We start from the raw sequence: 25899 nt of genomic DNA on the forward strand, positions 1-25899 counted from the left end.
CGCTGCTGCCGTTCACGCCGCCTGGGTAGGGTTCGCCGTGTGACCGATCGGCCCGTGGATGCTGCGCTCGAGTCCGACGACGCCGCGGCTGCTCCACGCGGCTCGGCGCTCGAGGTGCTCGGCCAGTTCACGGTGCTCGGCCTCACGTCGTTCGGCGGACCCGTGGCGCACCTCGGCTATTTCCGCGAGCGCCTCGTGGTACGCCGGCGGTGGATCAGCGAGCAGGGGTACGCCGACCTCGTCGCGCTCGCGCAATTCCTGCCCGGCCCGGCGTCGAGCCAGGTCGGGTTCGCGCTCGGGCTGCATCGCGCGGGCCTGCTCGGCGGGCTCGCCGCGTTCGCGGCGTTCACGCTGCCGAGTGCGGTGCTGCTCGTGCTCGCGGCGCTGGGAGCGCCGCTGCTCGACGGGCCGCTCGCCGAGGGGCTCATCGCGGGGCTGAAGGTCGTCGCTGTGGCGGTCGTGGCGCACGCCGTGCTCGGCATGGCGCGCACGCTCACGCCCGACCTGCGGCGTGCGGCGATCGCGGTCGGCGCGGGTGCGCTCGTGCTGCTCGTCGGCTCCGGGTGGGCGACGCTTGCGGCGATCGCGGCCGGCGCCGTGCTCGGCCTGCTGCTGTGCCGCGCGGGGGCGGCCCCGGTCGCGGGGGCGGTGCGCATCCCGATCTCGCGTCGCGCCGGGGCGGCGAGCCTGGGCCTGCTCGCCCTGCTGCTCGTGGCGCTGCCGGTGCTCGCCGCGCTCGCGCCGAGCGTGCCGCTCGCCGTCGCCGACGGGTTCTTCCGCGCCGGGGCGCTCGTGTTCGGCGGCGGGCACGTCGTGCTGCCGCTGCTCGAATCGGCGGTCGTCGCGCCGGGGTGGGTGAGCGAGCAGCAGTTCCTGGCCGGCTACGGCGCGGCGCAGGCCGTGCCGGGCCCGCTCTTCACCGTCGCCGCCTTCCTCGGGGCCTCGATCGCGCCCGGCGCCGAGGGCGTGCTGCTGGCCGTCGTGGCGCTCGTGGCGATCTTCCTGCCGGGGCTGCTGCTCATCGCCGGCGTGCTGCCCTTCTGGGGCGCGCTGCAGGGGCGGCCTGCGGTGCAGGCGCTCGTGCGCGGCGCGAACGCCGCGGTCGTCGGCGTGCTCGCGGCGGCGCTCTACGACCCCGTCATGACGAGCGCGCTCGTCGACGCGCCGACGATCGCGCTCGCGGTGCTGTGCACGGTGCTGCTCGTCGTCGTCCGGGTGCCCGCGTGGGCGGTCGTCATCGTGGGTGCCGGCGGCGGCATGCTGCTCTCCGCGTTCTGACCGAGACCGGCGTTCTGACCGAGACCCGCGTTCTGACCGCGCTCAGCGCTCGACGGCGCCCACGTGCAGGGCGACGACGCCGAAGCCGGGAACCTCGGCCGTGAAGCGGCCGGCGCCGTCGACCTCGATGACGGCTCCCGATACGGCCTCGGTGTAGCGGCCCGGCGCGAGCGAGGTCTCGAAGGTCGCGGTCGCGCTCGTCGCTGCGGCGTTGAACGCGGCGAAGCCGAAAGCGCCGCGCCCGAAGCCCGTCACGTGCTCGAGCGCGGCATCGTCGGCCTGCACGAACTCGACGCTGTCGGTGAGCGGTGCGTCGCCGACCGCCTGGCGGAAGGCGAGCATGCCGCGCACGACATCCCACCGCTGCGGGCAGACCCATGTGCCGGGCTCGTATCGCGGCTGCGGCGACGGCGCGGCATCGGCGCACGAGGCCGGCAGCACCCGGCCATCGGTGTCGAGCGGCGGCCCCGCATCCCGACCGGCGAAGGCGTAGCCACTCGTGAGCTGGGGCGTGCCGTACGGGTGGGCGAGCAGGAACGCGAGGGCGAGCGCGTACTGCTCGCCGTCGGCGTACGACAGGGTTTCGCCGTTGCGCTCGGTGTCGTGATTGTCGACGAAGCTGATCGCCTGCTCGCTCGGCACCGAACCGCCCTCGGGGCCGAAGACGACGTCGGGGTTCAGTCGGCCGCTCTCGACCATGCTCGTGAGCGTGCGGGCGTACGTGAACTCCCAGACCGAGCCGGTGGCGAGGTACTGCTCGGGCTGCACGGGTTCGGAGAGGCCGCGGATGACCTCCTGGTACACGCGCGTGCCCGCGGGCAGACCGTCGACGATCGCGGCGATGTGGTCGGGCGCCATGTGCTTGGCCGCGTCGATGCGGAACCCCGCGACGCCGAGCGACAGCAGGTCGTCGAGGTAGGCGCGCAGGCGCTGCTGCACGCTCGGCTCGCCCGTGCGCAGGTCGGCGAGGTTGACGAGCTCGCAGGTCTGCACCTCGGCGGCGTCGCGGTAGTCGATGATGTCGCCCGTCGGCGACTCGGTGCACCGGTGGAAGTCGTCAGGGCCCCAGATGTCGGGGTAGGAGTAGTGCTCGTACGCGCTGCCGGCCCAGCCCGTGCCGGGCGTGCCGAGGCCCGTCATGTGGTTGATCACGGCATCGGCGACGATGTCGACGTCGTGCTCGGCGCACGTCGCGACCATGGCGGCGAACTCATCGCGCGTGCCGAGCCGCGACTCGATGCGGTAGCTCACGGGCTGGTAGTGCCCCCACCACTCGTCGCGCACGACGTGCTCTTGCGGCGGGCTCGTGAGCACCCAGTCGATGCCGATCTCGGCGAGTGCGGGGCACTCCTCGGCGATCGCATCCCAGCCCCATTGGAACAGCAGGATGCCCGCATCGCGTCGCTCGGCGGGCTCGGGCGGCGCGGCGGCGGGAGTGCAGCCGGCCGTCAACAGCAGGGCTGCCGCCGCCGTCGCGGCGAGCAGTGAGCGCAGCATGCCGGACCCCCTCGTCGGACGCTCGCCGAGTGCAAGCGCTTGCACCGACTGTAGCGCACGGCGCCGCGACCTCCTCGGCCCCGCCTCCTGGCCGGGCCTAGGGGCGGCGCAGCCCCGCCGTGTTCTCGGCGATCGCCACGAGCGCCACGTTGACCTCGACGATCATGCGCGCGAGCACGACCGCGACGAGCGTCGCGATCGGCACGAGCACGAGCGCACCGAGCACCGTGAGCACGCCCGAGACGGGCTGCCCGCCCGTCATGAGCCCCACGCCCGTCACGACGATGCTGAAGAAGGCGATGAGTCCCGAGAGCACGATGCTGACGAGCAGGATGGCGTAGATGAAGCCCGCGATGCGCCGCGTGATGAACGTCGTGAACCGGAAGTCGACGAGGGCCCGGAAGAAGCCCGGCACGGCGCTCACGTCGATCGACAGGGTCTGCTCGGCGGGGGCCGTCTCGGCCGGGGTCTCGACCGGCTCGGCGGCCTTCGGGGTGCGGCGGCGCGGTGCGGGGGTGGACGAGTCGGTCACGAAGGCCTCCGAGGGGTGGGGATGCGCGGCACGCGCCGCTGCACGGCACAGTATCGCCGCGGAGCGTTCGGCGCTACGACGGGGCCCAGCGCGCCGTCGACAGGTCGAGCCGGTAGGCGTGCGCGGGCTCATCGGCGCCAGCCGCGCGCAGCGGCGTGCCCTCGGCGCAGTAGTGCGCGAGCGCCTCGGCCTCATGCCCCGCGGGTGGGCGGCCATCCGCCCGCACGACGCGCCACCACGGCACGCTCGAGCCCTCCGTCGCCATCACCCGGCCGACCGCGCGAGCGCCGCGTGAGCCGAGCTCGGCGGCCACGTCGCCGTAGGTCATGACGCGGCCGGGCGGGATGCCGTCGACCACGAGCAGCACGGCACCGCCGAAGTCGAGGGGCACCTCGCTCGCGGCGGGCATCCCGTGATCGATCGCCACCGAGTGGTCAGATGGTGAGCGAGCCGATCTTCTCGCCGTACTCGGTCTCGCCCGTCTCGACGAAGCCGATGCGACGGAAGAACTCGCCCGGGCCGTCGTCGCCGGTCTCCCAGATGACCGTGACGGTGTGGAATCCGCGCTGGCGCGCCTCTTCGGCGAGCTCATGCACCGCGAACTTGCCGATGCCGCGCCCCTGCGCCGTCGCGTCGACGTTGATGCGCCAGATGCAGCTGCGGAACTCGGGTTTCGGGTTCTCGGCGTCGAAGTTGCCGCGGATGAAGCCGACGACGTCGTCGCCGTCGAGCACCACGCGCGCCCAGGTGGTCGTCGGGTTCACGTAGGCGTCGGCCGCCGAATACGAGACGGGCGTGACGAACTGCTCCTGCCCCGGTCTGAGCGTCAGGCCGTTCGCCGCCACGATCGTCTTGGCCGACAGTTCTTCCAGTCTCAAGCTCCCCATGCACCCCAGGGTAGACGGTGCCTCTGATCGGCGGGGGCGCTGATGTATCTCGATATCGAGACAACCCGGGGGAGCCGGTAGGCTGGCGGGCGGCACATCACCAACGGAAAGGCACCCCCTCGTGGAGAAGATCAAGGTCGAAGGAACGGTCGTCGAGCTCGACGGCGACGAGATGACCCGCATCATCTGGCAGTTCATCAAGGACCGCCTGATCCACCCCTACCTCGACCTCACGCTCGAGTACTACGACCTCGGCATCGAGCACCGGGATGCGACCGACGACCAGGTGACGATCGACGCCGCGCACGCCATCATCAAGCACGGTGTGGGCGTCAAGTGCGCCACGATCACGCCCGACGAGGCCCGCGTCGAAGAGTTCGGCCTCAAGAAGATGTGGAAGAGCCCCAACGGCACCATCCGCAACATCATCGGCGGGGTCATCTTCCGCGAGCCGATCGTGATCTCGAACATCCCGCGCCTCGTGCCCGGCTGGAACAAGCCGATCATCATCGGCCGCCACGCCTTCGGCGACCAGTACCGCGCCACCGACTTCCGCTTCGAGGGCAAGGGCACGCTCACCGTGGAGTTCACGCCCGAAGACGGCTCCGAGCCCCTGAAGTTCGAGGTCTACCAGTCGCCCGGCAGCGGTGTGGCCCAGGTGCAGTACAACCTCGACGAGTCGATCCGCGACTTCGCGCGCGCCTCGCTGAACTACGGCCTCGCCCGCAACTACCCCGTGTACCTCTCGACCAAGAACACGATCCTCAAGGCCTACGACGGCCGTTTCAAGGATCTGTTCGAGGAGGTCTTCGAGACCGAGTTCAAGGCGCAGTTCGAGGCCGCCGGCATCACCTACGAGCACCGCCTCATCGACGACATGGTCGCCTCGGCCATGAAGTGGGAGGGCGGCTACGTCTGGGCCTGCAAGAACTACGACGGCGACGTGCAGAGCGACACCGTGGCGCAGGGCTTCGGCTCGCTCGGTCTCATGACCAGCGTGCTGACGAGCCCCGACGGCAAGGTCGTCGAGGCCGAGGCCGCCCACGGCACGGTCACGCGCCACTACCGCATGCACCAGCAGGGCAAGCCGACGTCGACGAACCCGATCGCCTCGATCTTCGCGTGGACCCGCGGCCTCATGCACCGCGGCAAGCTCGACGGCAACCAGGCGCTCATCACCTTCGCCGAGACCCTCGAGGATGTCGTGATCACGACGGTCGAGAGCGGCAAGATGACGAAGGACCTCGCGATTCTCATCAGCTCCGAGCAGCCGTACCTGACGACCGAGGACTTCCTCGCGGCGCTCGACGAGAACCTGAAGACGCGCCTGGGCTGAGCCGGCTCACACGACGGGCCCCGCACCGTGGTGCGGGGCCCGTCGTCGTTGCCGCAGGGGCTCAGCCGCCGCAGAGGGTGTCGATGGCGCCGAAGTCGGCGACGATGCTGCTGAGCGAGTCTTGGAATGCGTCGATGTCAGCGTTCTCGGGGTCATCGATGATCGCCTGGAGCGACGTGGAGACGCCGTCGAGCGAGGCGATCGCGGTGTCCAGCGTGGACTGCACTTCGGCGTTGTCGAGTGATGACGAGACGGCCTTCAGTTCGGTTGCCGCTTCGGTGAACCCGTCGACGACGGACTGCGGGTCGGAGGTCGCGTTCTCTTCGAGCGCCTGCAGCTGTGTGCCGAGGTCGACGATCGGGTTGAGGATCTCGTTGCAGGCCTCTGTCACGCTCTGCTCCGCGGGAGCAGGGGCGGGTTCGACGGCGGAATCGTCGAGCGATGCGGGGCTCGAGCACCCGGCGATGAGTGCGATCGTCAGGGCCGCGGTCGCCGTGAGCAGCGAAGCGCGAGGGTGGTGCTGCATGATTCCCCCAGGGGTCAATGTGAACAGTCTGCCCAGCCTAAGCCAGAGTGAGGGCTTCTCGACTCGTCGGGAGGGCGGTGGGATCGAGCACGGCACGGTTGCGAGAATATACCCCGGGGGGTATTCTGACGATGCGTGTTCAGCGCCCCTCGTCCTCCGAAAGGAAATCCCCATGTGCTCACCCGCCCGTTGCTCGGTCTGCGGCAAGGTCACCTGGTCGGGCTGCGGCCAGCACATCGAGCAAGCGCTCGACGGAGTGCCTGCCGCGCAGCGCTGCACCTGCGGCTAGACCCGACCCGACCCGGGCGCCTCACGGCGGCCGCTCGAGGTGCGGATCGCGTTCCATCGCGGAGAAGAGCCCTCTGGCCCTGGTGGCGCCGGTGGAATCGCGCTAGACCGGAGTCGTGACCCGACTCTTCGCGCTCGTGCGCCGCTTCCCCCTCGTCGCCGTGACCGTCGCGATCGGGCTCGTCGCGGGCGTGCTCGTCGCCTCGGGACTCGAGCCGGCCGCGCGCTGGCTCATCTCGCTCTACGCGCTCGCGATCGCGGGCGTCGAGGCGGTGCGCATGATCCGCGGGCTGCTGTCGAAGCAGTTCGGCCTCGACATCCTCGCCGTCACGGCGATCGTCAGCACGATCGTCGTGGGGGAGTACTGGGCGAGCCTCGTCATCGTGCTCATGCTCACGGGCGGAGAGGCCCTCGAGGTCGCGGCCGCGGGCCGCGCCCAGCGCGAGCTGCGCGCGCTTCTCGACCGGGTGCCTCAGCTCGCCCACCGCATCGAGGCGGATGGTTCGATCGTCGATGTGGCCGCCGACCAGGTGCGCACGGGCGATCGTCTGCTCGTGCGGCCCGCCGAGATCGTGCCGGTCGACGCCGAGCTCGCGAGCCCGCTCGGCGGCTTCGACGAGTCGTCGCTCACGGGCGAGAGCCTGCCGGTCGACAAGACCGCCGGAGACGCGGTGATGAGCGGCTCGGTCAACGGGCCGGTCGCCGTGGAGGTCGTGGCGACGGCCCTGGCCGCCGACTCGCAGTACCAGCGCATCGTCGAGCTGGTGCGCGACGCCGCGAGCAGCAAGGCCCCTCTCGTGCGGCTGGCCGACCGCTACGCCCTGCCGTTCACAGCCGTGTCGCTCGGCATCGCGGGTGTCGCCTGGGCCCTCAGCGGCGACCCGGTGCGCTTCGCCGAAGTGCTCGTCGTCGCCACCCCGTGCCCTCTGCTGATCGCCGCACCCGTGGCCTTCATGGGCGGCATGAGCAGTGCAGCCAAGCGCGGCATCGTCATGAAGAATGCCGGCTCGCTCGAGAAGCTCGCGCGGGCCCGCACCGTCGCCTTCGACAAGACGGGCACCCTCACCCTGGGTCGGCCGGTCGTCGTCGGAGCGCACGCCGAGCCGGGCTTCGAGCACGACGAGCTCGTGCAGCTCGTGGCCTCGGCCGAGCGCTACTCCTCGCACGTGCTCGCCGACTCGCTGCAGCAGGCGGCGGTCGACCGCGAGCTCGCGCTGCTCGACTCGACGGACGCGCGCGAGGTCCCCGCTCACGGCGTGATCGCCATGATCGGCGGTCGCGAGGTGGTCGTCGGCAAACCCGCGTTCGTCGGCGACCATGCGCCCGATGTGGTGCGGCGCACCGGTGAGAGCGGCGAGGCCGTGATCTACGCCGCGATCGACGGGCGGTTCGCGGGCGTCGTGGTGCTGCGGGATGCGGTGCGCGACGATGCCGCGGCCACTCTCGATGCCCTGCGCACCCTCGGGGTCACGCGCACGCTCATGGTGACGGGCGACATCGCCGCGACCGCGGAACCGATCGCGGCGGGCCTCGGCATCAGCGAAGTGCACGCCGAGTGCCTCCCCGACGACAAGGTGCGCATCATCCGCGAGGCGCAGCCGCGCCCGGTCGTCATGGTCGGCGATGGTGTCAACGACGCGCCCGTGCTCGCCGTGAGCGACGTCGGCATCGCCATGGGGGCGAGGGGCTCGACGGCCGCCAGCGAGTCGGCCGACGTCGTGATCCTGCTCGACGACATCTCGCGCGTCGCGCGTGCCGTCGCGATCGGGCAGCGCACCGTGCGCATCGCCCTGCAGAGCATCTGGCTCGGCATCGCGATCTCGATCGGGCTCATGCTCGTCGCGGCCGTCGGCCTGCTGCCGGCGATCGCGGGAGCCGCCCTGCAGGAAGTCGTCGACCTCGTGGCCATCCTCGGAGCCCTGCGTGCGGTGCGCGCCGGCGCGGCGCCCGTGCCGGGGCTCGATGTCATGCCGTCACGCCGCGGCGTGCCCGTGCTGCCGTCGGGTCAGTAGCCGGCGAAGTAGTCCGTGCGCACGCGGCGGACTCCGGCCCGTCGGAGGGCCGTGCGGGCTGCCGCGACGACGGAGGGCGCGCCGGAGACGTACCCGCGCCGCGCGGCGAGGTCGGGGATCAGCTCCCGGAGGGCATCCGCCGACAGCTGGTCGGGAGCCAGCTCGACGAGGCGCGTTCCGGCGGCGTCGATCACGTCTCGGTACAGCACCTCTCCTGGGTTCGACGAGATCACGACGAGCACGATGTCGCGCTGCTCGCCCCGCTCGGCGAGGCTCGCGAGCTGGCTCGCGAAGGGCGTGATGCCGATGCCCCCGGCGACCATGACGAGCGGGATGCCCGCATCGCGCGGCAGCAGGAAGTCGCCGGCCGTCTGCGTCGCCGCGATGCGCGTGCCCGGCTCGAGGGTGCCGAGGGCCGCCTTGAACGAGCTGCCGCCCTCGGGAGTGCGGATGCCGATCGTGAGACGCGGCTCGTCGGCGACCGCGCGCTCGGGGGCGGAGGCGATCGAGAAGGTTCGGCGCATGCCGCGGATGTCGGCAGCGTGCGGAAGATGCAGCTCGAGGTACTGCCCCGCCTCGAAGCGCAGGGGGCGGGACGGCTCGAAGCGGTACTCGGTCGCGAACGGCGACAGCGCCGCGCGGTCGACCAGCCGCACCGAGAAGCCCTCGCGACGCGACACGGCGAAGGCCACGATGTTGCCGAGCACGAGGGCGAGCTCGGGCGAGGTGTAGATCGGTCCGAAGCCGAACGGCACCGAGAAGGCCACGGCGACGACCGCGGCGGTCAGCCACTGCTGCCAGCGCCGTGGCGGCAGGGTCACGGGTTCGCTCAGCATGAAGCCCGCGAGGAAGACCACGGGGAACAGCTGCAGCACGGTCGTGATCGCGCCGAGCGGTGCCGTGCCTGTCACGACGAGCCGGATGCCGATGAGCACGATCGTGAGCCCGATGAAGATGAGCCCGACGTCGAGTCGGCGGGTGCGGTCGAGCAGCAGCAGAGCGCCGACCGCGACGGCGGGCAGCAGGGCGGGCGTCGCGACCCACCAGAACCCGACCCCCTGGCCGGCGTAGTAGCCGATGATGCCCGCGATGAGCACGCCCGTGGCGGCCGGGTTGAGCAAGTGGCGCCCGCGCCACACGATGAGGTACTTCGAGAGCGCCGCGAGCACGCCGGCGCCTGCTGCGGCGATGAGGCCCGGTGTGGTCAGGCTCGGCTGCACGATGCACGTGACGATGAGCGCCGTGATGACGCTCGACTCGCGGTGCGGCACGACGTGCGCGAGCCGCGCGGCGATCTCGTTGGCGCCGAGCGTCGCGACGACGACGACGCCGAGCGTGCCGAGGATGGCGTATCCGTCGGGGCCGATCACGTCGAGGAACCCGAAGAGCACCGCCTGGGCGAGCAGGATCGCGAGCGTGATGGTCGCGAGCCGGTACATGCTCACGCGGCCGGTCAGCGCATCAACCCGTGCTCTCATGCGAACAGCTCCCCTCGAAACCCCGCGCTCGCCTCGAGGCGACCGTCGATGCTCAGTCGAACCCACTCGAACGAGAACGCTGCGGATAGACGCGCCGGATCGGTGAGAAACATGGCCGTGGCGAGGCCGTCGGCGACCAGTGCCGAATCGGCGACGACCCAGGTGGCGATGATGCCGTCGGCGACCGGCCGCCCGGTGACGGCGTCGACGATGTGGTGAAGCCCGGCACCCCACGAACGGCGAGTGAGCGCAGAGGCGCAGAGAGCGGCATCGTGCAGCTCGGCCACGCCGACCGCCTTCGTCGGGTCGGCCGGGTTCTCGAGGGCGATCCGGATACTGCGCCCACCCCGTATGCGCACGTCGCCGCTCGCATCGACGAGCGTCTCGGTCACGCCGCGGGCGGCGAGCAGGTCGCCGACGAGGTCGACGAGATAGCCCTTGCCGGCGGCGCCGACGTCGAGCAGCACGGGAGCCACAGTGTCGAGCTGGAGCCCGTCGGCCGTGCGGCGCAGGGCGATCGAGTCCACCCAGCTCGGCGCCGGCAGGGGACCGCCGCTCGGGGTCAAGCGGTAGGCGGCGTCGTAGCCGAGGCGCTCGAGCGAGGCGCCGACGAGGGGGCTGAGCCGCGCATCCGTCAGCGCGTGCAGCTGCTCGTAGAGGTCGAGCAGCGGCTCGGCGTCGGCGGGCAGTCGCCACGAGCCGGCGTCGCGGGCGATGCGACTGACGAGCGAGTCGTCGCGGAACCTCGACCATTCGCGGTCGAAGCGCTCGATCCGCTCGAGCACGGCGGCGAGGTCGTCATCGGCGAGCGGCGCTCCGAGCGAGGCCACGGGGGTCTGCGCGCCGCCGACGCCGATGCGCCACGGCGCCCCGATCGCGTCGAAGCTCGTGGGCGCCGCGGCCTCAGCTCTCGAGCGCATCCGCCTTGATCGCCGTGAGGGCCTCGCGGAAGCCGTTGCTCGTGAGCGAGGAGCCCGCGACGACGGTGACATCGAGGGTGTCGATGTCCTCCCCGATCACGAGGGCGCCGATGCCGTCGGCGAACTGGCCCTGATAGTTGGCCGTCGTCGGGTTGTTGGGGTTGACCGTGATCTCGACGTCGGTGACGAGGTCGTTCTCGAGCTCGATCACGACGATGATGTTCTCGTTGCCGTTGGGCGACTGGTAGGTGCCGTTCGCCTGGTAGGTGCCGTCGCGGTAGCTCGCGTCGACGGGCACGTCGGTGCCGGCCGCGGTCGAGCACCCCGTGAGGGTGCCGAGCAGGGCGGCGGTGGCGCCGATCGGGGCGGCGATGCGCGCGGCAGTCGTGCGGGCGCTCGTGGTCAGCATGCGGGTCATCGGTTCTCCAGGGCGTCGCGGGGTTCAGGCGGCACTCAGCCGACGGTCATCAGCCTGTCGGGTCTCGGTGGGTATTCGCTGTACTCGCCTCAAGGGTTTGCCGCATGCCGCGCACGCGGCTCTCGACGGGCTCAGCTCTCGACCGCCTCCGCCTTGATCGACGCCAGCGCCGCACGGAACCCGGTGGAGGTGAGCGACGACCCCGCGACGACGGTGACGTCGAGCGAGTCGATGTCCTGCCCGACGACGAGCTCGCCGATGCCGCTCGCGAACTCCGCCTGGTAGGTCGAGCTGGTCGCGCTCGTGGGGTACAGGCCGATCTCGACGTCGGTCACGATGTCGTTCTCGAGCTGCAGCACGACGATGATGCTCTCGCCGCCCGCGGGCGATTGGTAGGCGCCATCGGCGCGATAGCTGCCGTCGCGGTAGCTGGCGTCGACGGCGGCCGTCTCCCGCGTCGCGTCGTCGGCGGGTTCCGGTGCGGCGACCTGCTCGGCGGCGGCCGCGCACCCGGTGAGGGTGCCGAGCAGCGCGAGGGTGCTGAGGGGCACTGCCGTGCCGATGCTCCCGGCGCGGGCTGTCCTCGTCCTCCGGTTCACCGATGCTCCTCACTGTCGCGGCCTGCTCTCCAGCGTGCGGGCTGCGGGTAAGCGCGCGCCGAGAATCTGGCCCTTGCGACATTTATGTTCGTAAGGTTTACTAACAAACATGACGATGGATGTCGACAGCTTCGGGCCGCGCCGCGTGCTGCGTCCGAGCGTCAAGGTGCTGCCAGAGCAGGCCCGGGCGCACAACCGATCCCTCGTGCTGCAGACCCTCTACCGCTCGGGCCCCTTGAGCCGTGCCGACCTCGCCCGCGAGACGGCCCTCACGCGCGTGACCGTGGGCGACCTCGTCGCCGAGCTCATCGACGAGCGGCTCGCGCTCGAGCTCGGCACGCGTGTCGACGCGAGCCGCCCCGGCAAGCCCGCGACACTGCTCGACCTCAACCGCGACGGCCACCGCATCGTCGGCATCGACCTCGGCGATACCGAGGTGTTCCGCGGCGCCCTCATCGACCTCGACGGCATGATCCTCGAGCGTCGCGAGGTCGATGCGCGCGGCCTCGTGGGCGAGGACGCCGCGGCCGCGGCCCTCGCCCTCACCCGCCAACTGACGGCGCTCGCCGACCGGCCCGTGCTCGGCGTCGGCATCGGATCGCCCGGCATCGTCGACCTCGCCGGATGCGTGCTCACGGCCCCCAACCGCGGCTGGAGCGATCTGCCCCTGCAGGCGCGCCTGCAGGCCGAGCTCGGGCTGCCCGTGATCGTCGCCAACGACGCGAACGCCGCGGCGCTCGCCGAGTACGGCTTCGGCGGAGCATCCGCCGACCTCATGCTGGTGATGATCGGCTACGGCGTCGGCGCGGGGCTGCTGCTCGACGGCACTCCGTTGTTCGGCTCGCGCTTCGCGGCCGGCGAGATCGGGCACGTTGTCGTCGGCACCGATGGCGGCGAGGCCTGCGCGTGCGGCAAGCACGGCTGCCTCGAGACCTGGCTCGCGGTGCCGCGACTGCGGGCGCGCCTCGCCGCGGGCGAGCCGCGCGAGGCGGTGCTGCGCCAGGCCGGCGAGCGTCTCGGCATCGCCCTGGCCCCCATCGTCGTGGCCCTCAATCTCAGCGAGGTGGTGCTCTCGGGCCCCGTCGAGCTGCTGGACGGGAGCCTCGCTGAGGCGACCGTCGACACCCTCCGTCAGCGCACCATGGAGCAGTTCCACGGCGACCTGACGGTGCGGTTGACCACGCTCGGAGACGACATCGTGATGCGCGGCGCTGCCGTCATGGTGCTCTCCGCGCGCCTCGGGGTCTCGTGAGGGGCCCCTGCACCACGGGTGCCGGCCGTCGGGCCGGCACGACCATCGCCCTAGGAAAGGTACGCACCATGAGAAAGCTCAGCATTGTCGCGTTCGGCGCGGCCGCCGCGCTCGCCCTCGCGGGTTGCGCCACGGAGGCCCCCGAGGCCACCACCGGCGCCGAGATCCGCGTCTGGCTCGTCGGCACCGACACCCCGCAGGAGGCCCGCGACTACCTCGTCGAGACCTTCGAGGCCGAGAACCCCGGCAACACCCTCGTGATCGAGGAGCAGGCCTGGGGAGGGCTCGTCGACAAGCTCACGACGAGCCTCTCGGGTAGCGACAGCCCCGACGTCGTCGAGGTCGGCAACACGCAGGCGGCCGCCTTCACGAGCGCCGGTGCGTTCCTCGACCTGACCGCCGACTTCGAGGCGCTCGGCGGTGACGACCTCTTGCCCGGGTTCGTCGAGGCCGGCACCTACGACGGGGTCTTCTCGGCGGCGCCGTACTACTCGGGCGCGCGCGTCGTGTTCTACGACACCGCGCTCTACGAGCAGCTCGGCCTCGAGGTTCCGACGACGCTCGACGAGTACATCGCCAACGGCATCGCGATCGCCGAGGCCAACCCCGGCGTCTCGGGCATCTACTTCCCCGGCCAGGACTGGTACAACGCCCTGCCCTACATCTGGGAGAACGGCGGCGAGATCGCCACGTTCGAGGGCGGCGAGTGGGTGCCCGGCTTCTCGAGCCCCGAGTCGCTCGCGGGCCTCGCACAGGTGCAGCAGGTCATGACCGAGGCCTCGGTCGCGCCGAAGGATGGCAACGAGGCCGAGGCTCAGGTGCCGTTCTGCGCCGGCGAGATCGGGCACCTCAGTGCTCCGAGCTGGTTCAAGTGGAGCATCCTGGCCCCCGCCGACGCCGAGGCGCCCGGCTGCCCCGACAAGGAGGCCACCCTCGGTGTGTTCGCCCTGCCGGGCATCGACGGCGGCCCCGCTCAGGTCTTCGCGGGCGGCTCGAACATCGCCGTGTCGGCCAACTCGCAGTACCCCGAGCTGGCCAAGAAGGCGCTCGCGATCATGCTCAGCGAGGGCTACCAGTCGATTCTCGGCGGTGCCGGCCTCGTGCCCGCGCTCGTCTCGCTCGGCGACACGATCGGCACCGATGCGACCGCGCAGGCGATCTCGGCAGCGGCGAGCAACGCCAAGCTGACCCCCGCCTCGCCCGCCTGGGCCGAGGTCGAGGCGGCCGGCGTGCTGCAGGACTTCTTCGTGAAGATCGCGCAGGGCGGTGACGTCGAGGCCCTCGCGGCCGAGGTCGACGCTCGCATCGCCGAGATCCTCAACTAGCGGTTCAGCACGACTCATCCCCACCGGTGGTGGCCAGTTGCCCCTGGCCACCACCGGACGGTGACCATCGCCCTAGGAAGGTGACGACACCGTGTCAATCTACAAGGAGCACCCATGGCTCTGGCACCCATCGGCACCCGGCCGGCATCGCCGCCGCCGCACGCCGACCTGCCGCCCCTCGCGGGCCGCGCCGCGCCACCCGCGCGCCGCCGCCGGCCCCGCACGCTGACTCCGGCCCTGCTGCTCGTGCCCACGGGCGTCGTGCTGCTGGCGATCATCGGCTGGCCGCTGCTGCAGCTCGTCATCATCTCGTTCCAAGAGTTCGGTCGGGCCCAGATCTTCGGGGCCCCCGCCCCCTGGGTCGGTCTCGACAACTACGTCGCCGTGCTGAGCGACCCGGTCTTCTGGAATGTGCTCGGCCGCAGCATCCTGTTCGCCGCCGCCAATGTCGCCCTGACCATGGTGCTCGGCACCCTCGTGGCACTGCTCATGACGCGCCTCAGCCGCTTCTTCCGGCTGCTGGTATCGGTCGGCCTGCTGCTCGCCTGGGCCATGCCCGCCCTCACGGCCGTCGTGGTCTGGGGGTGGATGTTCGACACCCAGTACGGCGTCATCAACTACGTGCTCAGCCAGCTGCCCGGCGTCGATCTCATCGGCCACTCGTGGCTCATCGAGCCGCTGAGCTTCTTCGCGGTCGCGACCATCATCATCACGTGGCAGAGCGTGCCCTTCGTGGCGTTCACGGTCTACGCGGGTCTGACGCAGGTGCCCGACGAGGTGCTCGAGGCCGCGCAGCTCGATGGCGCCGGAGCCGTCGCGCGGTTCCGCCTCATCGTCTTCCCGTACCTCAAGTCGATCTTCCTCGTCGTGACGATCCTGCAGGTCATCTGGGATCTGCGGGTCTTCACGCAGATCTACGCCCTGCAGGGCATCGGCGGTATCCGCGAGCAGACGAGCACGATCGGCGTCTACATCTTCCAGACCTCGCTCGGCACGGGCGACTTCGGGGCCGGCGGTGCCATCGCGGTCATCCTCGTGATCATCATGATGGCGATCTCGATCTACTACGTGAAGAAGTCGATCCAGGAGGAGACGCTGTGAGCCCCGCCCTCGTCAAGCGGCAGGCGACGCAGGTCGCGCTCAGCGCGATCGCCGTGGTCGTCTTCCTCGTGAGCGTGTTCCCGGTCTACTGGATGCTCAACACGAGCCTGCTGCCCAACAACCTCATCCGCGGCCCGGTGCCGCACTTCTGGCCCGACGAGTTCACGCTGCGCAACTACGAGCTCGTGCTGAGTGGCGAGGGCCGCGCGCCCTTCCTGCCCGCGCTCGGCAACTCGCTCATGGTCACGCTGCTGACGGTCATGGTCGCGCTGCTGTTCGCCTTCCTCGCGGCGCTCGCGGTCACCCGGTTCCGGTTCCGCGGCCGCAAGGCGTTCATCCTGACGATCCTCGTCATCCAGATGATCCCGGGCGAGGCCATGATCGTCTCCACCTTCCGGGTGCTCGACGGCTGGCAGCTGCTCAACACGATCGTGGGCCTCACGCTCGTCTACGTCGCGACGGTGCTGCCGTTCACGATCTGGACGCTGCGCGGCTTCGTCAACGGGGTGCCGATCGAGCTCGAGGAGGCGGCCATGATCGACGGCTGCACGCGCACGCAGGCCTTCTGGCGCGTGACGTTCCCGCTGCTCGCACCGGGGCTCGTCGCGACGGGCGTCTTCGCCTTCATCCAGGCCTGGAACGAGTTCCTGCTCGCCCTCGTCGTCATGAGTCGGCCCGAGATGATGACGCTGCCGGTGTGGCTGCGCACCTTCCAGCAGGCGACGCAGACCACGAACTGGGCGGCGATCATGGCGGGCTCGACCCTCATGGCGATCCCCGTCATCATCTTCTTCCTCGTCGTGCAGGGCCGCATGACGAGCGGGCTCGTCGCCGGGGCGGTGAAGGGATGAGCGCCGTGCTCGGCACCCTCATGCCCGGCTTCGCGGGGCCCGAGCTGCCCGACTGGCTCGCCGACCGCTTGCGCGCAGGGCTCGGAGGCGTGTGCCTGTTCGGCGGCAATATCCGCTCGCGCGCGCAGCTCGTCGACCTGGTCACCGCGATTCGCGCGGCGAACCCGCACGCCGTCGTCGCGATCGACGAGGAGGGCGGCGACGTCACACGGCTGTTCTACGACGTCGGCTCGCCCTACCCGGGCAATGCCGTGCTCGGCCGGCTGGACGACCTCGCGCTCACCGAGCACGTCGGGCGCACGGTGGGCTGGCAGCTGCGGCTCGCGGGCATCGACCTCGATCTGGCGCCCGACGCCGACGTCAACTCGAACCCGCTCAACCCCGTCATCGGCACGCGCTCGTTCGGCGCCGACCCGCACCTCGTCGCACGGCACACGGCGGCGTGGGTGCGCGGCCTGCAGTCGACGGGCGTCGCGGCGAGCGTCAAGCACTTCCCCGGCCACGGCGACACCGAGCTCGACTCGCACCTCGCGATGCCGATCGTGCGCGGCGACCTCGCGGCGCTGCGCCAGCGCGAACTCGTGCCCTTCGTCGCCGCGATCACCGCGGGGGCGCGCACGATCATGACCTCGCACATCCTGCTGCCCGACGTCGACGACAGCGGGCCCGCGACCTTCTCGACGCGCATCCTGCAGTCGATCCTGCGCGACGAGCTGGGCTTCGACGGTGTCATCGTGTCGGATGCCCTCGACATGGCCGGCGCGAGCGGCGAGCTCGGCATCCCGGCCGCCGCCGCCCGCGCGCTCGCCGCCGGCTGCGACCTGCTCTGCATCGGCACCGACAACTCGGATGCGCAGCTCGACGACATCGTCGCCGCGGTCGAGCAGTCGATCGCGCGCGGCGAGCTCTCACTCGCCCGAGTCGACGACGCGGCCGCACGCGTGGCCGCCCTCGCCGCCGAGTCGCACCGCATCGCCGCCGCCGCTCCCGTGCCCGCGGGCATCACGGCCGACGACGCGCCGCCCGTCGATCTCGCCGTGCTGCGCGGGGCGATCGAGGCCGTGCCGGGCGTCGTCGTTCACCCGCACCGCCAGCTCATCGCCCTGCGCACCGTCGCCAACATCGCGGTCGGCGTGGCGCCGTGGGGTCCGAGCGCCGCGGGGGCCGAGGTCGTCGAACTCGGCGAGGGCGAGCCGCTCGCGCTCGAGCCGGGCGTGCAACCCGTGCTCGTGGGGCTCGGCGTGCACCGTCACGCCTGGGTGCGCGCGCTCATCGCGCAGTCGCGCGCTGCGCATCCCGACACGATCGTCGTCGATATGGGCTGGCCCGACGAGGCGCGCGAGCACGCCGACGTCGTGACGTGGGGCGCTTCGCGCGCCATGGGCGCTGCGCTGCTCGACTGGCTCGAGCGGAGCAGCTCGTGAGCGCCCTGCGGCTCGGCGTCGACATCGGCGGCACCAAGGTGCACGCCGTCGCGCTCGACGATGCGGGCGCGGTCGTCGCCGAGGCCCGCCTGCCCACGGGTTTCGGAGCAGAGGCGGTCGTCGCGAGCGCGCACGCCGCCGTCGTGCAGCTCACCGAGCACCTCGGGGTCGCCCCGAGCGCCCTCACCTCGATCGGCGTCGGCGTGCCGGGCCGTGTCGACCCCGCGACGGGGCATGTCGCGCACGCGGTCAACCTGGGGCTCGACTCGCTCGACCTCGGCGCCCTGCTCGCCTCCCGGCTCGGCCGTGCGGTCGTCGTCGAGAACGACGTCAATGCTGCGGCGCTCGGTGCGTTCCACCTGCTCGGCGACCCGCGGCTGCGCTCGATGGCCTACCTCAATCTCGGCACCGGACTCGCGGCGGGTCTCGTGCTCGACGGCCGGGTGTGGCGCGGCTCGCGCGGCGTGGCCGGCGAGATCGGGCACATTCCCGTCGACCCGCAGGGGGAGCTGTGCCGGTGCGGCCAGCGCGGCTGCCTCGAGACCCTGGCCTCGGGCTCGGCGCTTGCGCGGCTGTGGCCGCAGGGCGCCGGCGCCCCGGCGAGCGCGCTCTTCGCGGCGGCCGGGGCCGGAGACGAGCAGGCGGCCGCCGTGGCCGAGCGGCTCGTCGGCAACGTGGCGGCGGCGGTGCGCATCCTGGTGCTCGCTGTCGACGTCGACGCGGTCGTCATCGGGGGAGGCCTGAGCTCTCTCGGCGATCGACTGCTCGGGCAGGTGCGCGCGCGGCTCGACGCCGACGCGCGCACCTCGCCCTTCCTCGCCTCGCTCGCGCTCGCCGAGCGCGTGCTGCTCGTGCCGGCCGGCAGCCCGGTGGGCGCCGTGGGCGCCGCACTCGTGGGGGCGCCGAGCGCCGAGGTGGTCGGCGTATGACCGAGGTCGTCATCGTTCCGAACCCCGCTGCGGGCGGGGCGCTCGTCGCCGACGCGATCGTCGCGCTCGTGCAGCGGCGCCCGGATGCCGTGCTCGGGCTCGCCACCGGATCCAGCCCCCTGCCCGTGTACGAGGCCCTGCGTCCGCACGCGGCGCTGCTGCGCGACGTGCGCGGCTTCGCCCTCGACGAGTACGTGGGGCTGCCGGCGGGGCATCCCCAGTCGTACCGCGCGGTCATCGAGCGCGAGGTGATCGGTCCGCTCGGCCTCGACCCCGCGCGCGTGCGCGTGCCGGGCGACGATCTCCCCGCGACCGGGGCCGACCACGAGACCTCGCTCGCCGAGGCGGGAGAGCGTTACGAGGCCGCGATCGCGGCGGCGCGCGGCGTCGACCTGCAGCTGCTCGGCATCGGCGCAACGGGCCACATCGGCTTCAACGAGCCCGGGTCGTCGTTCGCCTCGCGCACGCGCGTCAAGACCCTCACCGAGCAGACGCGCCGCGACAACGCGCGCTTCTTCACCGCGCCCGATGAGGTGCCGCTGCACTGCATCACGCAGGGCCTCGGCACGATCCTCGCCGCCCGGCACCTCGTGCTGCTCGCCTTCGGGGCGGCGAAGGCCGAGGCGCTCGCGGCCGCGGTCGAAGGGCCCGTCACCTCGTCGCTGCCCGGCTCAGCCATCCAGCTGCACGGGCGCGTCACGGTCGTCGTCGACGACGCCGCCGCCTCGGCGCTGCGCTTCGCCGACTACTACCGGCACGCCTGGGCGCACAAGCCCGCGTGGCAGGGGCTCTGACGGCTCGACCCGCCTAGGCGGTCTCCTCGGCGTGCAGCGCGGTGTCGGCCGCGGTCACGCGCCAGTCGAGGAAGCGCACGCGCAGGCCCGGGCGGGTGGGGGCGCACAGCATCGGGCCGATGCGCGCCGACTCGTGCGGGAATCGCGCCACGCGCACCAGGCGCCACTCGGTGTCGGCGGACGACCGCGCGCGGATGACGACGGCATCCGCGATACGGGATGCCCGCACCGTCACCGCCGTGCCCACCCAGTCGTCGACGTGACCGGTCGACCAGTCGCTCGCCCCGACGGTCACGACCGCGCCGAGCTGCTGGTGCCCGTCGCTGTGCTCGACACCCGCCTTGATCCAGTGGGCGTCGTCGACGATCACGGCGAGGCCGGCCTGGTCGAACTGGCCCGTGAACCCCTCGAGCTCGAACGTCACCTCGACCGCGGTGTCCGGCTGCCAGGGCGCGAGCAGCGCGTGCCCGTTCTCATGCCGGAAGCCGTATGCGGTGTCGCGCCACCAGTCGCTGCCCTCGGCGGCCTCGACGACGAGGGCGCCGGTCGCCTCGATCTCTGCGGAGACCGGCTCCCGGGTCCAGGTGCCGCGCGCGAACACCGGCTCGGCGGGGTTCTCGATGCCGCTCATGCGCTCGCTCCGACTTCCGCGCCCGCTGCCCACACGCGCTCGACCCGCCAGTGCTCGTCGAGCACCACGAGGTCGGCCGCGTACCCCGCGGCGAGCGAGCCCCACTCGTCGTCGCGACCGAGCACGCACGCGGGCGTGCGCGTGAGCGCCTCGACGGCCGCGCTCTCGTGCACGCCCGCGACCATGACCGCGTGCCGCAGCGCGGAATCCTGGGTCAACGTCGAGCCGGCGATCGTCGAGGTGTCCGCGAGGTGCGCGATGCCGTCGCGCACGTCGACGTTGAGCGAGCCGAGGCGGTAGTGCCCGTCGGCCCCGCCCGCCGCCGCCATCGCGTCGGTGACGAGCGCCACCCGGTGGGGTGCGGCACGGAACACCATCTGCACGATCGAGGGGTGCACGTGCACGCCATCGGCGACGAGCTCGAGCGCGACGCGGTCGTCGTCGAACGCCGCCGCGATCGGGCCGGGGTCGCGATGGTGGATGCCCGGCATCGCGTTGAACACGTGCGTCACGAGCGTCGCCCCCGCGTCGAAGGCCGCCCGCGCGATGTGCTCGTCAGCCTCGGTGTGGCCGATCGCCACGACGATGCCGGCGTCGGCGAACTGCCGCACGGCGTCGAGGGCGCCGGGCAGCTCGGGCGCGATGGTGACCTGCCGGATGGTTCCGCGCCCGGCGTCGATGAGGCCCTGGATGGTCTGCGGGTCGGGCTGGCGCAAGAACTCGGGGGCGTGCGCGCCGCGGCGGCCGATCGCCAGGAACGGGCCCTCGAGGTGCGCGCCGACGATCGTCGGATCGGCCTCGGCGAGGCCCGCGACGAGCGACAGCGACTCGCGCACGTCGACGAGCGGATTGGCGACGAGCGAGATGACCGACCGGGTCGTGCCGTGCGACCGGTGCACCGCGAGCGCCGTGGCGATCTCCTCCGCACCGTTGTCGAAGGCGGCTCCGCCGCCGCCGTGCCCGTGCAGGTCGATGAAGCCCGGCGTCAGGGTGCGGCCGTGCAGGTCGATCGTGGTCGTGGCGGGAGCCGGAGCATCCACCCCCGTCAGCCCGGCGGCGGCGATGCGATCGCCGTCGATCAGCACCCAGCCGTCTCGCCGACCGTCGGCGTCGAGCAGGCTCGCGTTCGTCAGCAGCGTCGGCACGGCAGACCCCCTAGGTGAAGATGATCGTGCGCTGCCCGTCGAGCAGCACGCGGTCTTCGGCGAACCAGCGCACGGCCTGGCTGAGCGTGCGACTCTCGATGTCGCGGCCGATCACGACGAGCTCATCGGGCGAGCGGGAGTGGTCGACGCGCGTAACGTTCTGCTCGATGATCGGCCCCTCGTCGAGATCGCTCGTGACGAAGTGCGCCGTCGCGCCGATGAGCTTGACCCCGCGGGCGTGCGCCCGCGCGTAGGGGTTCGCACCCTTGAAGCCGGGCAGGAAAGAGTGGTGGATGTTGATGGCGCGACCCTCGAGCGCCGCGCACAGCTCGGGCGAGAAGATCTGCATGTAGCGGGCGAGCACGACGAGCTCGATGTCGTGCTGCTCGACGACCTCGAGAATGCGGGCCTCCATGGCGGCCTTCTCATCGGCCGTCGTGACCGGGCGCGACTCGAACGGCACGTCGTAGAACGCGGCGAGCTCGCTGAGGTCGGGATGGTTGCCGAGCACGAGGGGTATCTCGATCGGCAGGTGCCCGCTGCGCTGGCGGAACAGGAGGTCGTTGAGACAGTGCGCGGCCTTCGAGACGAGCACGAGGGTGCGCAGCGGCCGGCCGACGGCGTCGATGCGGCACAGCATGCCGTAGCGGTCGATCACGGGCTGCAGTGCGGCGAGCAGCTCGTCGCGGTCGGCACGCGTCTCGGTCTGCAGTCGCAGGAAGAAGCGGCCCGAGCCGAGGCTCGAGAACTGCTGCAGCTCGGTGATGTTGCCCTCGGCCGCGACGATGGCGCCCGTGACGGCGTGCACGATGCCGGGGCGGTCGTCGCAGACGAGCGTCACGATCCAGTGGTGGGGGGTCTCGCTCACGCGTCCAGCCTATTCGCCGGGGCGCGGCGCCCCCGCGCGGCTACGCTGAGCGCGTGCGCCTGCCCTGGTCATCGCTGCTGCTGCTGTCGGCCGGCATCTTCGTGGCGGTCACGAGCGAATTCTTGCCGATTGGGCTGCTGCCCCAGCTGCGCGACGAGCTCGGCATCACCGAGGCCCAGGTGGGGATGCTCATCACGGTCTTCGCAGGAACCGTCGTCGTCGCGACCGCGCCGCTGACGCACCTGACGCGAGCGGTGCCGCGCAAGCGTCTTCTCATCGTGCTGCTGGCCATCTTCGCCGTGGCCAACCTCGTCGCCGCACTCGCCCCCAGCTACGCGGTGCTCGTGGTCGCTCGCGTCATCGGAGGTGCCGCCCACGGAGTGTTCTGGGCGGTCGTGTCGCCGTATGCCGCGCGGCTCGTGCCGCCGGAACGCCTCGCGAGCGCGGTCGCGATCGCGACGTCCGGTGCGACCGTGGCGACCGTCGCGGGCGTGCCGCTCGGAACGCTGTTGGGGTCAGTCGTCGGCTGGCGCGCGTCGTTCGCCGTCATCGCCGGACTCGTCGTGGTGATCGCGGCGCTCATCGTCGCCGTGCTGCCGCCGGTCGAGCACCGCACCCACGCACGCGACGCCGTCGTCGGCCGACCGGCACGCGATGCGACGCTCGCCCCCGTGCTCGTGCTCTGCACCACGGTCGTCCTCGTCACCCTCGGGCACGCCACCTTCTACACGTACATCGCGGCCTGGGTCATCGACGTCGCGGGATTCGAGGGCAGTGCCGTGGCGGGCGTCCTGCTGCTCTTCGGTGCTGCGGGCGCCATCGGCGTCGCGGTCGCCGGCGTGCTCGGCGACCGCTTCCCGCGCGCGCTCCTGCCCGTGCTGCTCGTCGGCGTGGGGCTCTCGGTCGCGGGCCTCGCGGCGCTCGCCGCGCATCCGTTCGCGGTCATCGTGCTGATCGTGCTGTGGAGCGCGTTCTTGGGCGGGGTGCCGGTCATCTTCCAGGCGCGCCTGCTGCAGACCGCATCCCCCGCCCTGCTCGACATCGCGGCGGCGTGGCTGACGGTCGCGTTCAACATCGGTATCGGCGGGGGCGCGCTGCTCGGAGGGTTCGTCATCGGTGCGTGGTCGCTCGCCGCGCTGCCGCTCGTCACTGTCGCGCTGCTGCTCGCGGCGATCGGGCTCGTCGCCGTCGTCGGCGGGCTCGCCCGCCCGTCACGCCATCAGATCTCGACGGAGTCTGCCGCCTCCTGAACCTCGCGCTCGGCCTCCTCATCGGTGGGCCAGACGTACTCGTCGATCACGACAACGAGCGCGACGATGCCGTTGACGATCCAGGTGAGCGCGAGCGGCGTCATGCCGGGTACGAGCGGCGCGAGGGCCCAGAGCACCGTGAGCGCCGCCATGCCGAGCAGGTGCGAGCGCAGCCACGGCCGCCCGATCGAGCGCTTGAACAGCAGGTTGCCGAGCAGGTAGAGGGCCGCGGCCCCCACGACGATCGCGTTCGTGGCGGCATCGAGCGGGTCATCGGGATGCGCGAGCACGAGGTCGTCGCCGACCGCGAGCAGCACGACCCCGCCCACGAGCACCATGTGCAGGTAGGTGTAGGTGAGCCGCGCGATGCGACCCGTCTGCGCCGAGGCGCTGATGAAGCGGGTGCCGTGCTCGGCCCCGTGACTGAAGTACAGCAGCCAGAACAAGATCGTGCCGACGAAGGCGGCGAGCAGGGCGAGCACGCTCGACGTCGTGATCTCGGCGCGGCTGAAGAGCGTGCCGGTGACGATGATCGACTCGCCGAGGGCGAGGATCATGAACAGCCCCGCACGTTCTGCCATGTGGCCGCCGGCCACCTGCCAGCTCTCGATCGGCGAGGCCTTGATGCCCGGCACCCAGTAGCGCACGGCCGGCGCGGAGAGCTCGATGGCGAGAGCGATCGACCACAGCACGAGCTGCAGGTCACCGCCGATGAGCGCCCCGGAGATCCAGAAGGGCGCCGAGTAGACGAACCAGATCGTGATGCGCGTCAGGTTGAGCGCGGCCTGCGGTTCGCCGACGCGGCGATAGCTCACGACCACGAAGAGGGTGCGCCCGATTTGCATGACGAGATAGGCGAGGGCGAACTGCAGGCCTCGATCGTCGAAGGCGTAGGGGATCGCGGTGCTCAGCACGAGACCGGCGAGCATCAGGGCGATGAGCATCCACCGCACGGGGCCCTTCTCGGGGTTCATCCAGTTCGTGACCCACGTCGTGTAGATCCACACCCACCACACGGCCACGAGCATCACGAGGGTCTCGAGCGCGCCCCGAAAGGTCACGTGCTCGATGAGGTGGTGCGAGAGCTGCGTGACCGCGAACACGAAGACGAGGTCGAAGAACAGCTCGATGAACGCGACGCGGTCGGCGCCGGCCTCGCGGCTGCGGAACAGGCGGATTACGGGCAGGTAGCGGGTCACGGGCACTCCTGGTGGCTGGCGGTAGCGCTAGCGTAGATGTGGATGCTCCGCCCGGGCATCCCCGGACCCGTCGGCCCGTTACGCCGACCGCGAAAGCGCTTCTCGTCTCATGTCTTCTGCTGATCGCCCGTTCCCCTGGGTCGGGCTCGTCACCCTCGCCACCGCCATCTTCGTGCTCGTCACGAGCGAGTTCCTGCCGACGGGACTGCTGCCCGTCATGGCGCGCGACCTCGCCGTCACCGAGTCGCAGATCGGCCTGCTCATCACGATCTTCGCGGGCACCGTCGTGGTCTCGGCGGCCCCGCTCGCGGCGCTCACCCGGCACTACTCGCGCAAGAGCCTGCTGCTCGCCGTGCTCGCGGTCTTCGCGCTCGCGAACGTGCTCGCCGCGATCGCGCCGAGCTACGAGCTGCTCATCGGCGCCCGGGTGCTCGGTGGGCTTGCGCACGGCCTGTTCTGGGCTATCGCGGGCGCCTACGCCGGGCACCTCGTGCCGCGGCACCAGCTCGCGCGTGCCGTCGCCGTCACGAGTGCGGGCGGCACGACGGCCTTCGTGCTCGGCGTGCCGCTCGGCACCGCGCTCGGCATCGCGCTCGGGTGGCGGGCCGCGTTCGGCGTCATCGCGGCCGTCGTGGTCGTGCTCGTCGTGCTCGTCATCCGGTTCCTGCCCGCCGTGGACCACCGCGTGACGCTCGCGACGGGCGAGATCAAGGTGCCCGTGCGGCGCGACCCCACGATGCCCTCCGTGCTCTTCATCTGCCTGCTCGTCGTCATCATCGTCACGGGCCACAACGTCTTCTACACCTACATCGCGCCGTTCGTGCTCGACACCGCGGGCTTCGCGCCCGAGGCGCTCAGCATCCTGCTCTTCCTCTACGGCGGCGCGGGTGCCATCGGCCTCGTGCTGGCGGGCGTGGTCGGCGGGCGGTACCTGCGGGGCGGGCTGTACGGGATGCTCGCGGGGGTCATCCTCGCCGTCAGCGTTCTGGCGCTCTTCGCCGGGGTTCCCGTGGTCGTCGTCATCGCGTTCGTCGTGTGGGGCGCAGCATTCGGCGGCCTGCCGACGCTGCTGCAGACGCGCCTGCTGCAGGTGGCCTCGCCCAACGTGCGCGACGTCGGCGCGGCGCTGCTGACGACCTCGTTCAACATCGGCATCGGCGGCGGGGCCGCGATCGGCGCCGTGCTGTTCTCGTTCTCGGGCACGACCTGGCTGCCGTGGGTCGAGGCGGGCGCGCTCGCGCTCGCGATCCTCGCCCTCATCATCATGGAGGCGCGGCGGCGGGCGCGCGGCGTGCCGCTCGTGACCCGTCCGATCGCGATCGTCGAGGCCGAGTCGCCGTAGGCGTCGCTACCCGCGCG

25 protein-coding genes are annotated in these 25899 nt (G+C 71.7%); 12 read left to right on the forward strand and 13 right to left on the reverse strand.

Annotated elements, in window-relative coordinates; all coding sequences use genetic code 11:
- Positions 1-39 precede the first annotated feature (39 nt).
- The gene (gene chrA, locus NNL39_RS07030) at positions 40-1278 is read left to right on the forward strand and encodes a chromate efflux transporter (RefSeq protein WP_255158337.1); all 1239 of its coding nucleotides are present in this window, start codon (positions 40-42) and stop codon (positions 1276-1278) included.
- Between the two features lie 42 nt (positions 1279-1320).
- On the opposite strand, the gene NNL39_RS07035 is transcribed toward chrA, so the two are convergent.
- From NNL39_RS07035 to NNL39_RS07050, 4 genes are all read right to left on the reverse strand, one after another.
- Positions 1321-2775: an alpha-amylase family glycosyl hydrolase gene (locus tag NNL39_RS07035; protein ID WP_255158340.1), complete on the reverse strand. Its 1455-nt coding sequence runs from the start codon at positions 2773-2775 to the stop codon at positions 1321-1323.
- A gap of 97 nt (positions 2776-2872) precedes the next feature.
- On the reverse strand, positions 2873-3307 hold the full coding sequence (locus NNL39_RS07040; RefSeq protein WP_255158342.1) for a DUF4282 domain-containing protein: 435 nt from the start codon (positions 3305-3307) through the stop codon (positions 2873-2875).
- Positions 3308-3380: 73 nt separating this feature from the next.
- Entirely contained in the window at positions 3381-3716 is a 336-nt protein-coding gene (locus NNL39_RS07045) for an MGMT family protein (protein ID WP_255160909.1), read from the reverse strand.
- Positions 3717-3741: 25 nt separating this feature from the next.
- Positions 3742-4194: a GNAT family N-acetyltransferase gene (locus NNL39_RS07050; protein WP_255158344.1), complete on the reverse strand. Its 453-nt coding sequence runs from the start codon at positions 4192-4194 to the stop codon at positions 3742-3744.
- 121 nt (positions 4195-4315) lie between these two features.
- Between NNL39_RS07050 and NNL39_RS07055 the strand changes: the two genes are divergently transcribed.
- Positions 4316-5530, forward strand: a complete 1215-nt coding sequence (locus NNL39_RS07055) for an NADP-dependent isocitrate dehydrogenase (protein WP_255158345.1) — start codon at positions 4316-4318, stop codon at positions 5528-5530.
- 61 nt (positions 5531-5591) lie between these two features.
- Here the strand turns inward: NNL39_RS07055 and NNL39_RS07060 are convergent, their stop codons facing one another.
- The gene (locus NNL39_RS07060) at positions 5592-6056 is read right to left on the reverse strand and encodes a hypothetical protein (RefSeq protein WP_255158346.1); all 465 of its coding nucleotides are present in this window, start codon (positions 6054-6056) and stop codon (positions 5592-5594) included.
- A 404-nt stretch (positions 6057-6460) separates the two neighbouring features.
- Between NNL39_RS07060 and NNL39_RS07065 the strand changes: the two genes are divergently transcribed.
- A complete protein-coding gene (locus tag NNL39_RS07065) occupies positions 6461-8356 on the forward strand; it encodes a heavy metal translocating P-type ATPase (RefSeq protein WP_255158347.1) in 1896 nt (631 codons plus the stop codon).
- Here the strand turns inward: NNL39_RS07065 and NNL39_RS07070 are convergent.
- The 4 genes from NNL39_RS07070 to NNL39_RS07085 all read right to left on the reverse strand — a co-directional run bounded on the left by NNL39_RS07070 (position 8350) and on the right by NNL39_RS07085 (position 11723).
- Positions 8350-9834, reverse strand: a complete 1485-nt coding sequence (locus NNL39_RS07070) for an FAD-dependent oxidoreductase (RefSeq protein ID WP_255158348.1) — start codon at positions 9832-9834, stop codon at positions 8350-8352. The two genes, NNL39_RS07065 and NNL39_RS07070, sit on opposite strands and share 7 nt — an antisense overlap.
- Positions 9831-10754 carry an FAD:protein FMN transferase gene (locus NNL39_RS07075; RefSeq protein WP_255158349.1) on the reverse strand — a complete coding sequence of 308 codons (924 nt, stop codon included), beginning with the start codon at positions 10752-10754 and terminating at the stop codon, positions 9831-9833. Before NNL39_RS07075 ends, NNL39_RS07070 begins: the two co-directional genes overlap by 4 nt.
- A complete protein-coding gene (locus NNL39_RS07080; protein WP_255158350.1) occupies positions 10738-11172 on the reverse strand; it encodes a hypothetical protein in 435 nt (144 codons plus the stop codon). The genes NNL39_RS07075 and NNL39_RS07080 overlap by 17 nt, the downstream gene beginning before the upstream one ends.
- Positions 11173-11303: 131 nt before the next feature.
- A complete protein-coding gene (locus NNL39_RS07085) occupies positions 11304-11723 on the reverse strand; it encodes a hypothetical protein (RefSeq protein WP_255158351.1) in 420 nt (139 codons plus the stop codon).
- A 157-nt stretch (positions 11724-11880) separates the two neighbouring features.
- Here NNL39_RS07085 and NNL39_RS07090 point away from each other — a divergent pair, with 157 nt between their 5' ends.
- The 7 genes from NNL39_RS07090 to NNL39_RS07120 all read left to right on the forward strand — a co-directional run bounded on the left by NNL39_RS07090 (position 11881) and on the right by NNL39_RS07120 (position 19447).
- Positions 11881-13023, forward strand: coding sequence for an ROK family transcriptional regulator (locus NNL39_RS07090; protein WP_255158352.1), 1143 nt, complete (start codon positions 11881-11883; stop codon positions 13021-13023).
- A gap of 68 nt (positions 13024-13091) precedes the next feature.
- Entirely contained in the window at positions 13092-14348 is a 1257-nt protein-coding gene (locus tag NNL39_RS07095) for an extracellular solute-binding protein (protein ID WP_255158353.1), read from the forward strand.
- Positions 14349-14462: 114 nt separating this feature from the next.
- On the forward strand, positions 14463-15449 hold the full coding sequence (locus NNL39_RS07100) for a carbohydrate ABC transporter permease (protein WP_255158356.1): 987 nt from the start codon (positions 14463-14465) through the stop codon (positions 15447-15449).
- Complete coding sequence (locus NNL39_RS07105) at positions 15446-16300, forward strand: carbohydrate ABC transporter permease (protein WP_255158358.1); 855 nt, start codon at positions 15446-15448, stop codon at positions 16298-16300. The genes NNL39_RS07100 and NNL39_RS07105 overlap by 4 nt, the downstream gene beginning before the upstream one ends.
- Positions 16297-17724: a beta-N-acetylhexosaminidase gene (gene nagZ, locus NNL39_RS07110; protein ID WP_255158361.1), complete on the forward strand. Its 1428-nt coding sequence runs from the start codon at positions 16297-16299 to the stop codon at positions 17722-17724. Before NNL39_RS07105 ends, nagZ begins: the two co-directional genes overlap by 4 nt.
- Positions 17721-18653: an ROK family protein gene (locus tag NNL39_RS07115; protein ID WP_322972905.1), complete on the forward strand. Its 933-nt coding sequence runs from the start codon at positions 17721-17723 to the stop codon at positions 18651-18653. Before nagZ ends, NNL39_RS07115 begins: the two co-directional genes overlap by 4 nt.
- The gene (locus NNL39_RS07120; RefSeq protein WP_255158363.1) at positions 18650-19447 is read left to right on the forward strand and encodes a glucosamine-6-phosphate deaminase; all 798 of its coding nucleotides are present in this window, start codon (positions 18650-18652) and stop codon (positions 19445-19447) included. The genes NNL39_RS07115 and NNL39_RS07120 overlap by 4 nt, the downstream gene beginning before the upstream one ends.
- A gap of 13 nt (positions 19448-19460) precedes the next feature.
- On the opposite strand, the gene NNL39_RS07125 is transcribed toward NNL39_RS07120, so the two are convergent.
- Genes NNL39_RS07125 through purU form a run of 3 tightly spaced genes read right to left on the reverse strand, consistent with a single transcriptional unit; the run spans position 19461 to position 22091 of the window.
- Positions 19461-20078, reverse strand: coding sequence for a DUF1349 domain-containing protein (locus tag NNL39_RS07125; protein ID WP_255158366.1), 618 nt, complete (start codon positions 20076-20078; stop codon positions 19461-19463).
- Positions 20075-21223 carry an N-acetylglucosamine-6-phosphate deacetylase gene (gene nagA, locus NNL39_RS07130; protein ID WP_255158368.1) on the reverse strand — a complete coding sequence of 383 codons (1149 nt, stop codon included), beginning with the start codon at positions 21221-21223 and terminating at the stop codon, positions 20075-20077. Before nagA ends, NNL39_RS07125 begins: the two co-directional genes overlap by 4 nt.
- 10 nt (positions 21224-21233) lie before the next feature.
- Positions 21234-22091 (reverse strand): formyltetrahydrofolate deformylase, encoded by an 858-nt coding sequence (gene purU / locus NNL39_RS07135; RefSeq protein WP_255158371.1) that lies wholly within the window; start codon positions 22089-22091, stop codon positions 21234-21236.
- Positions 22092-22144: 53 nt separating this feature from the next.
- Between purU and NNL39_RS07140 the strand changes: the two genes are divergently transcribed.
- Positions 22145-23341: an MFS transporter gene (locus NNL39_RS07140; protein WP_255158373.1), complete on the forward strand. Its 1197-nt coding sequence runs from the start codon at positions 22145-22147 to the stop codon at positions 23339-23341.
- Here the strand turns inward: NNL39_RS07140 and NNL39_RS07145 are convergent.
- A complete protein-coding gene (locus NNL39_RS07145) occupies positions 23311-24540 on the reverse strand; it encodes a low temperature requirement protein A (protein WP_255158376.1) in 1230 nt (409 codons plus the stop codon). The genes NNL39_RS07140 and NNL39_RS07145 overlap by 31 nt on opposite strands.
- A gap of 109 nt (positions 24541-24649) precedes the next feature.
- On the opposite strand from NNL39_RS07145, the gene NNL39_RS07150 reads away from it, so the two are divergent.
- A complete protein-coding gene (locus NNL39_RS07150; protein ID WP_255158378.1) occupies positions 24650-25882 on the forward strand; it encodes an MFS transporter in 1233 nt (410 codons plus the stop codon).
- Positions 25883-25899: the final 17 nt, after the last annotated feature.

It is taken from the genome of Microcella humidisoli, from assembly GCF_024362325.1.
Taxonomy (GTDB): domain Bacteria; phylum Actinomycetota; class Actinomycetes; order Actinomycetales; family Microbacteriaceae; genus Microcella; species Microcella humidisoli.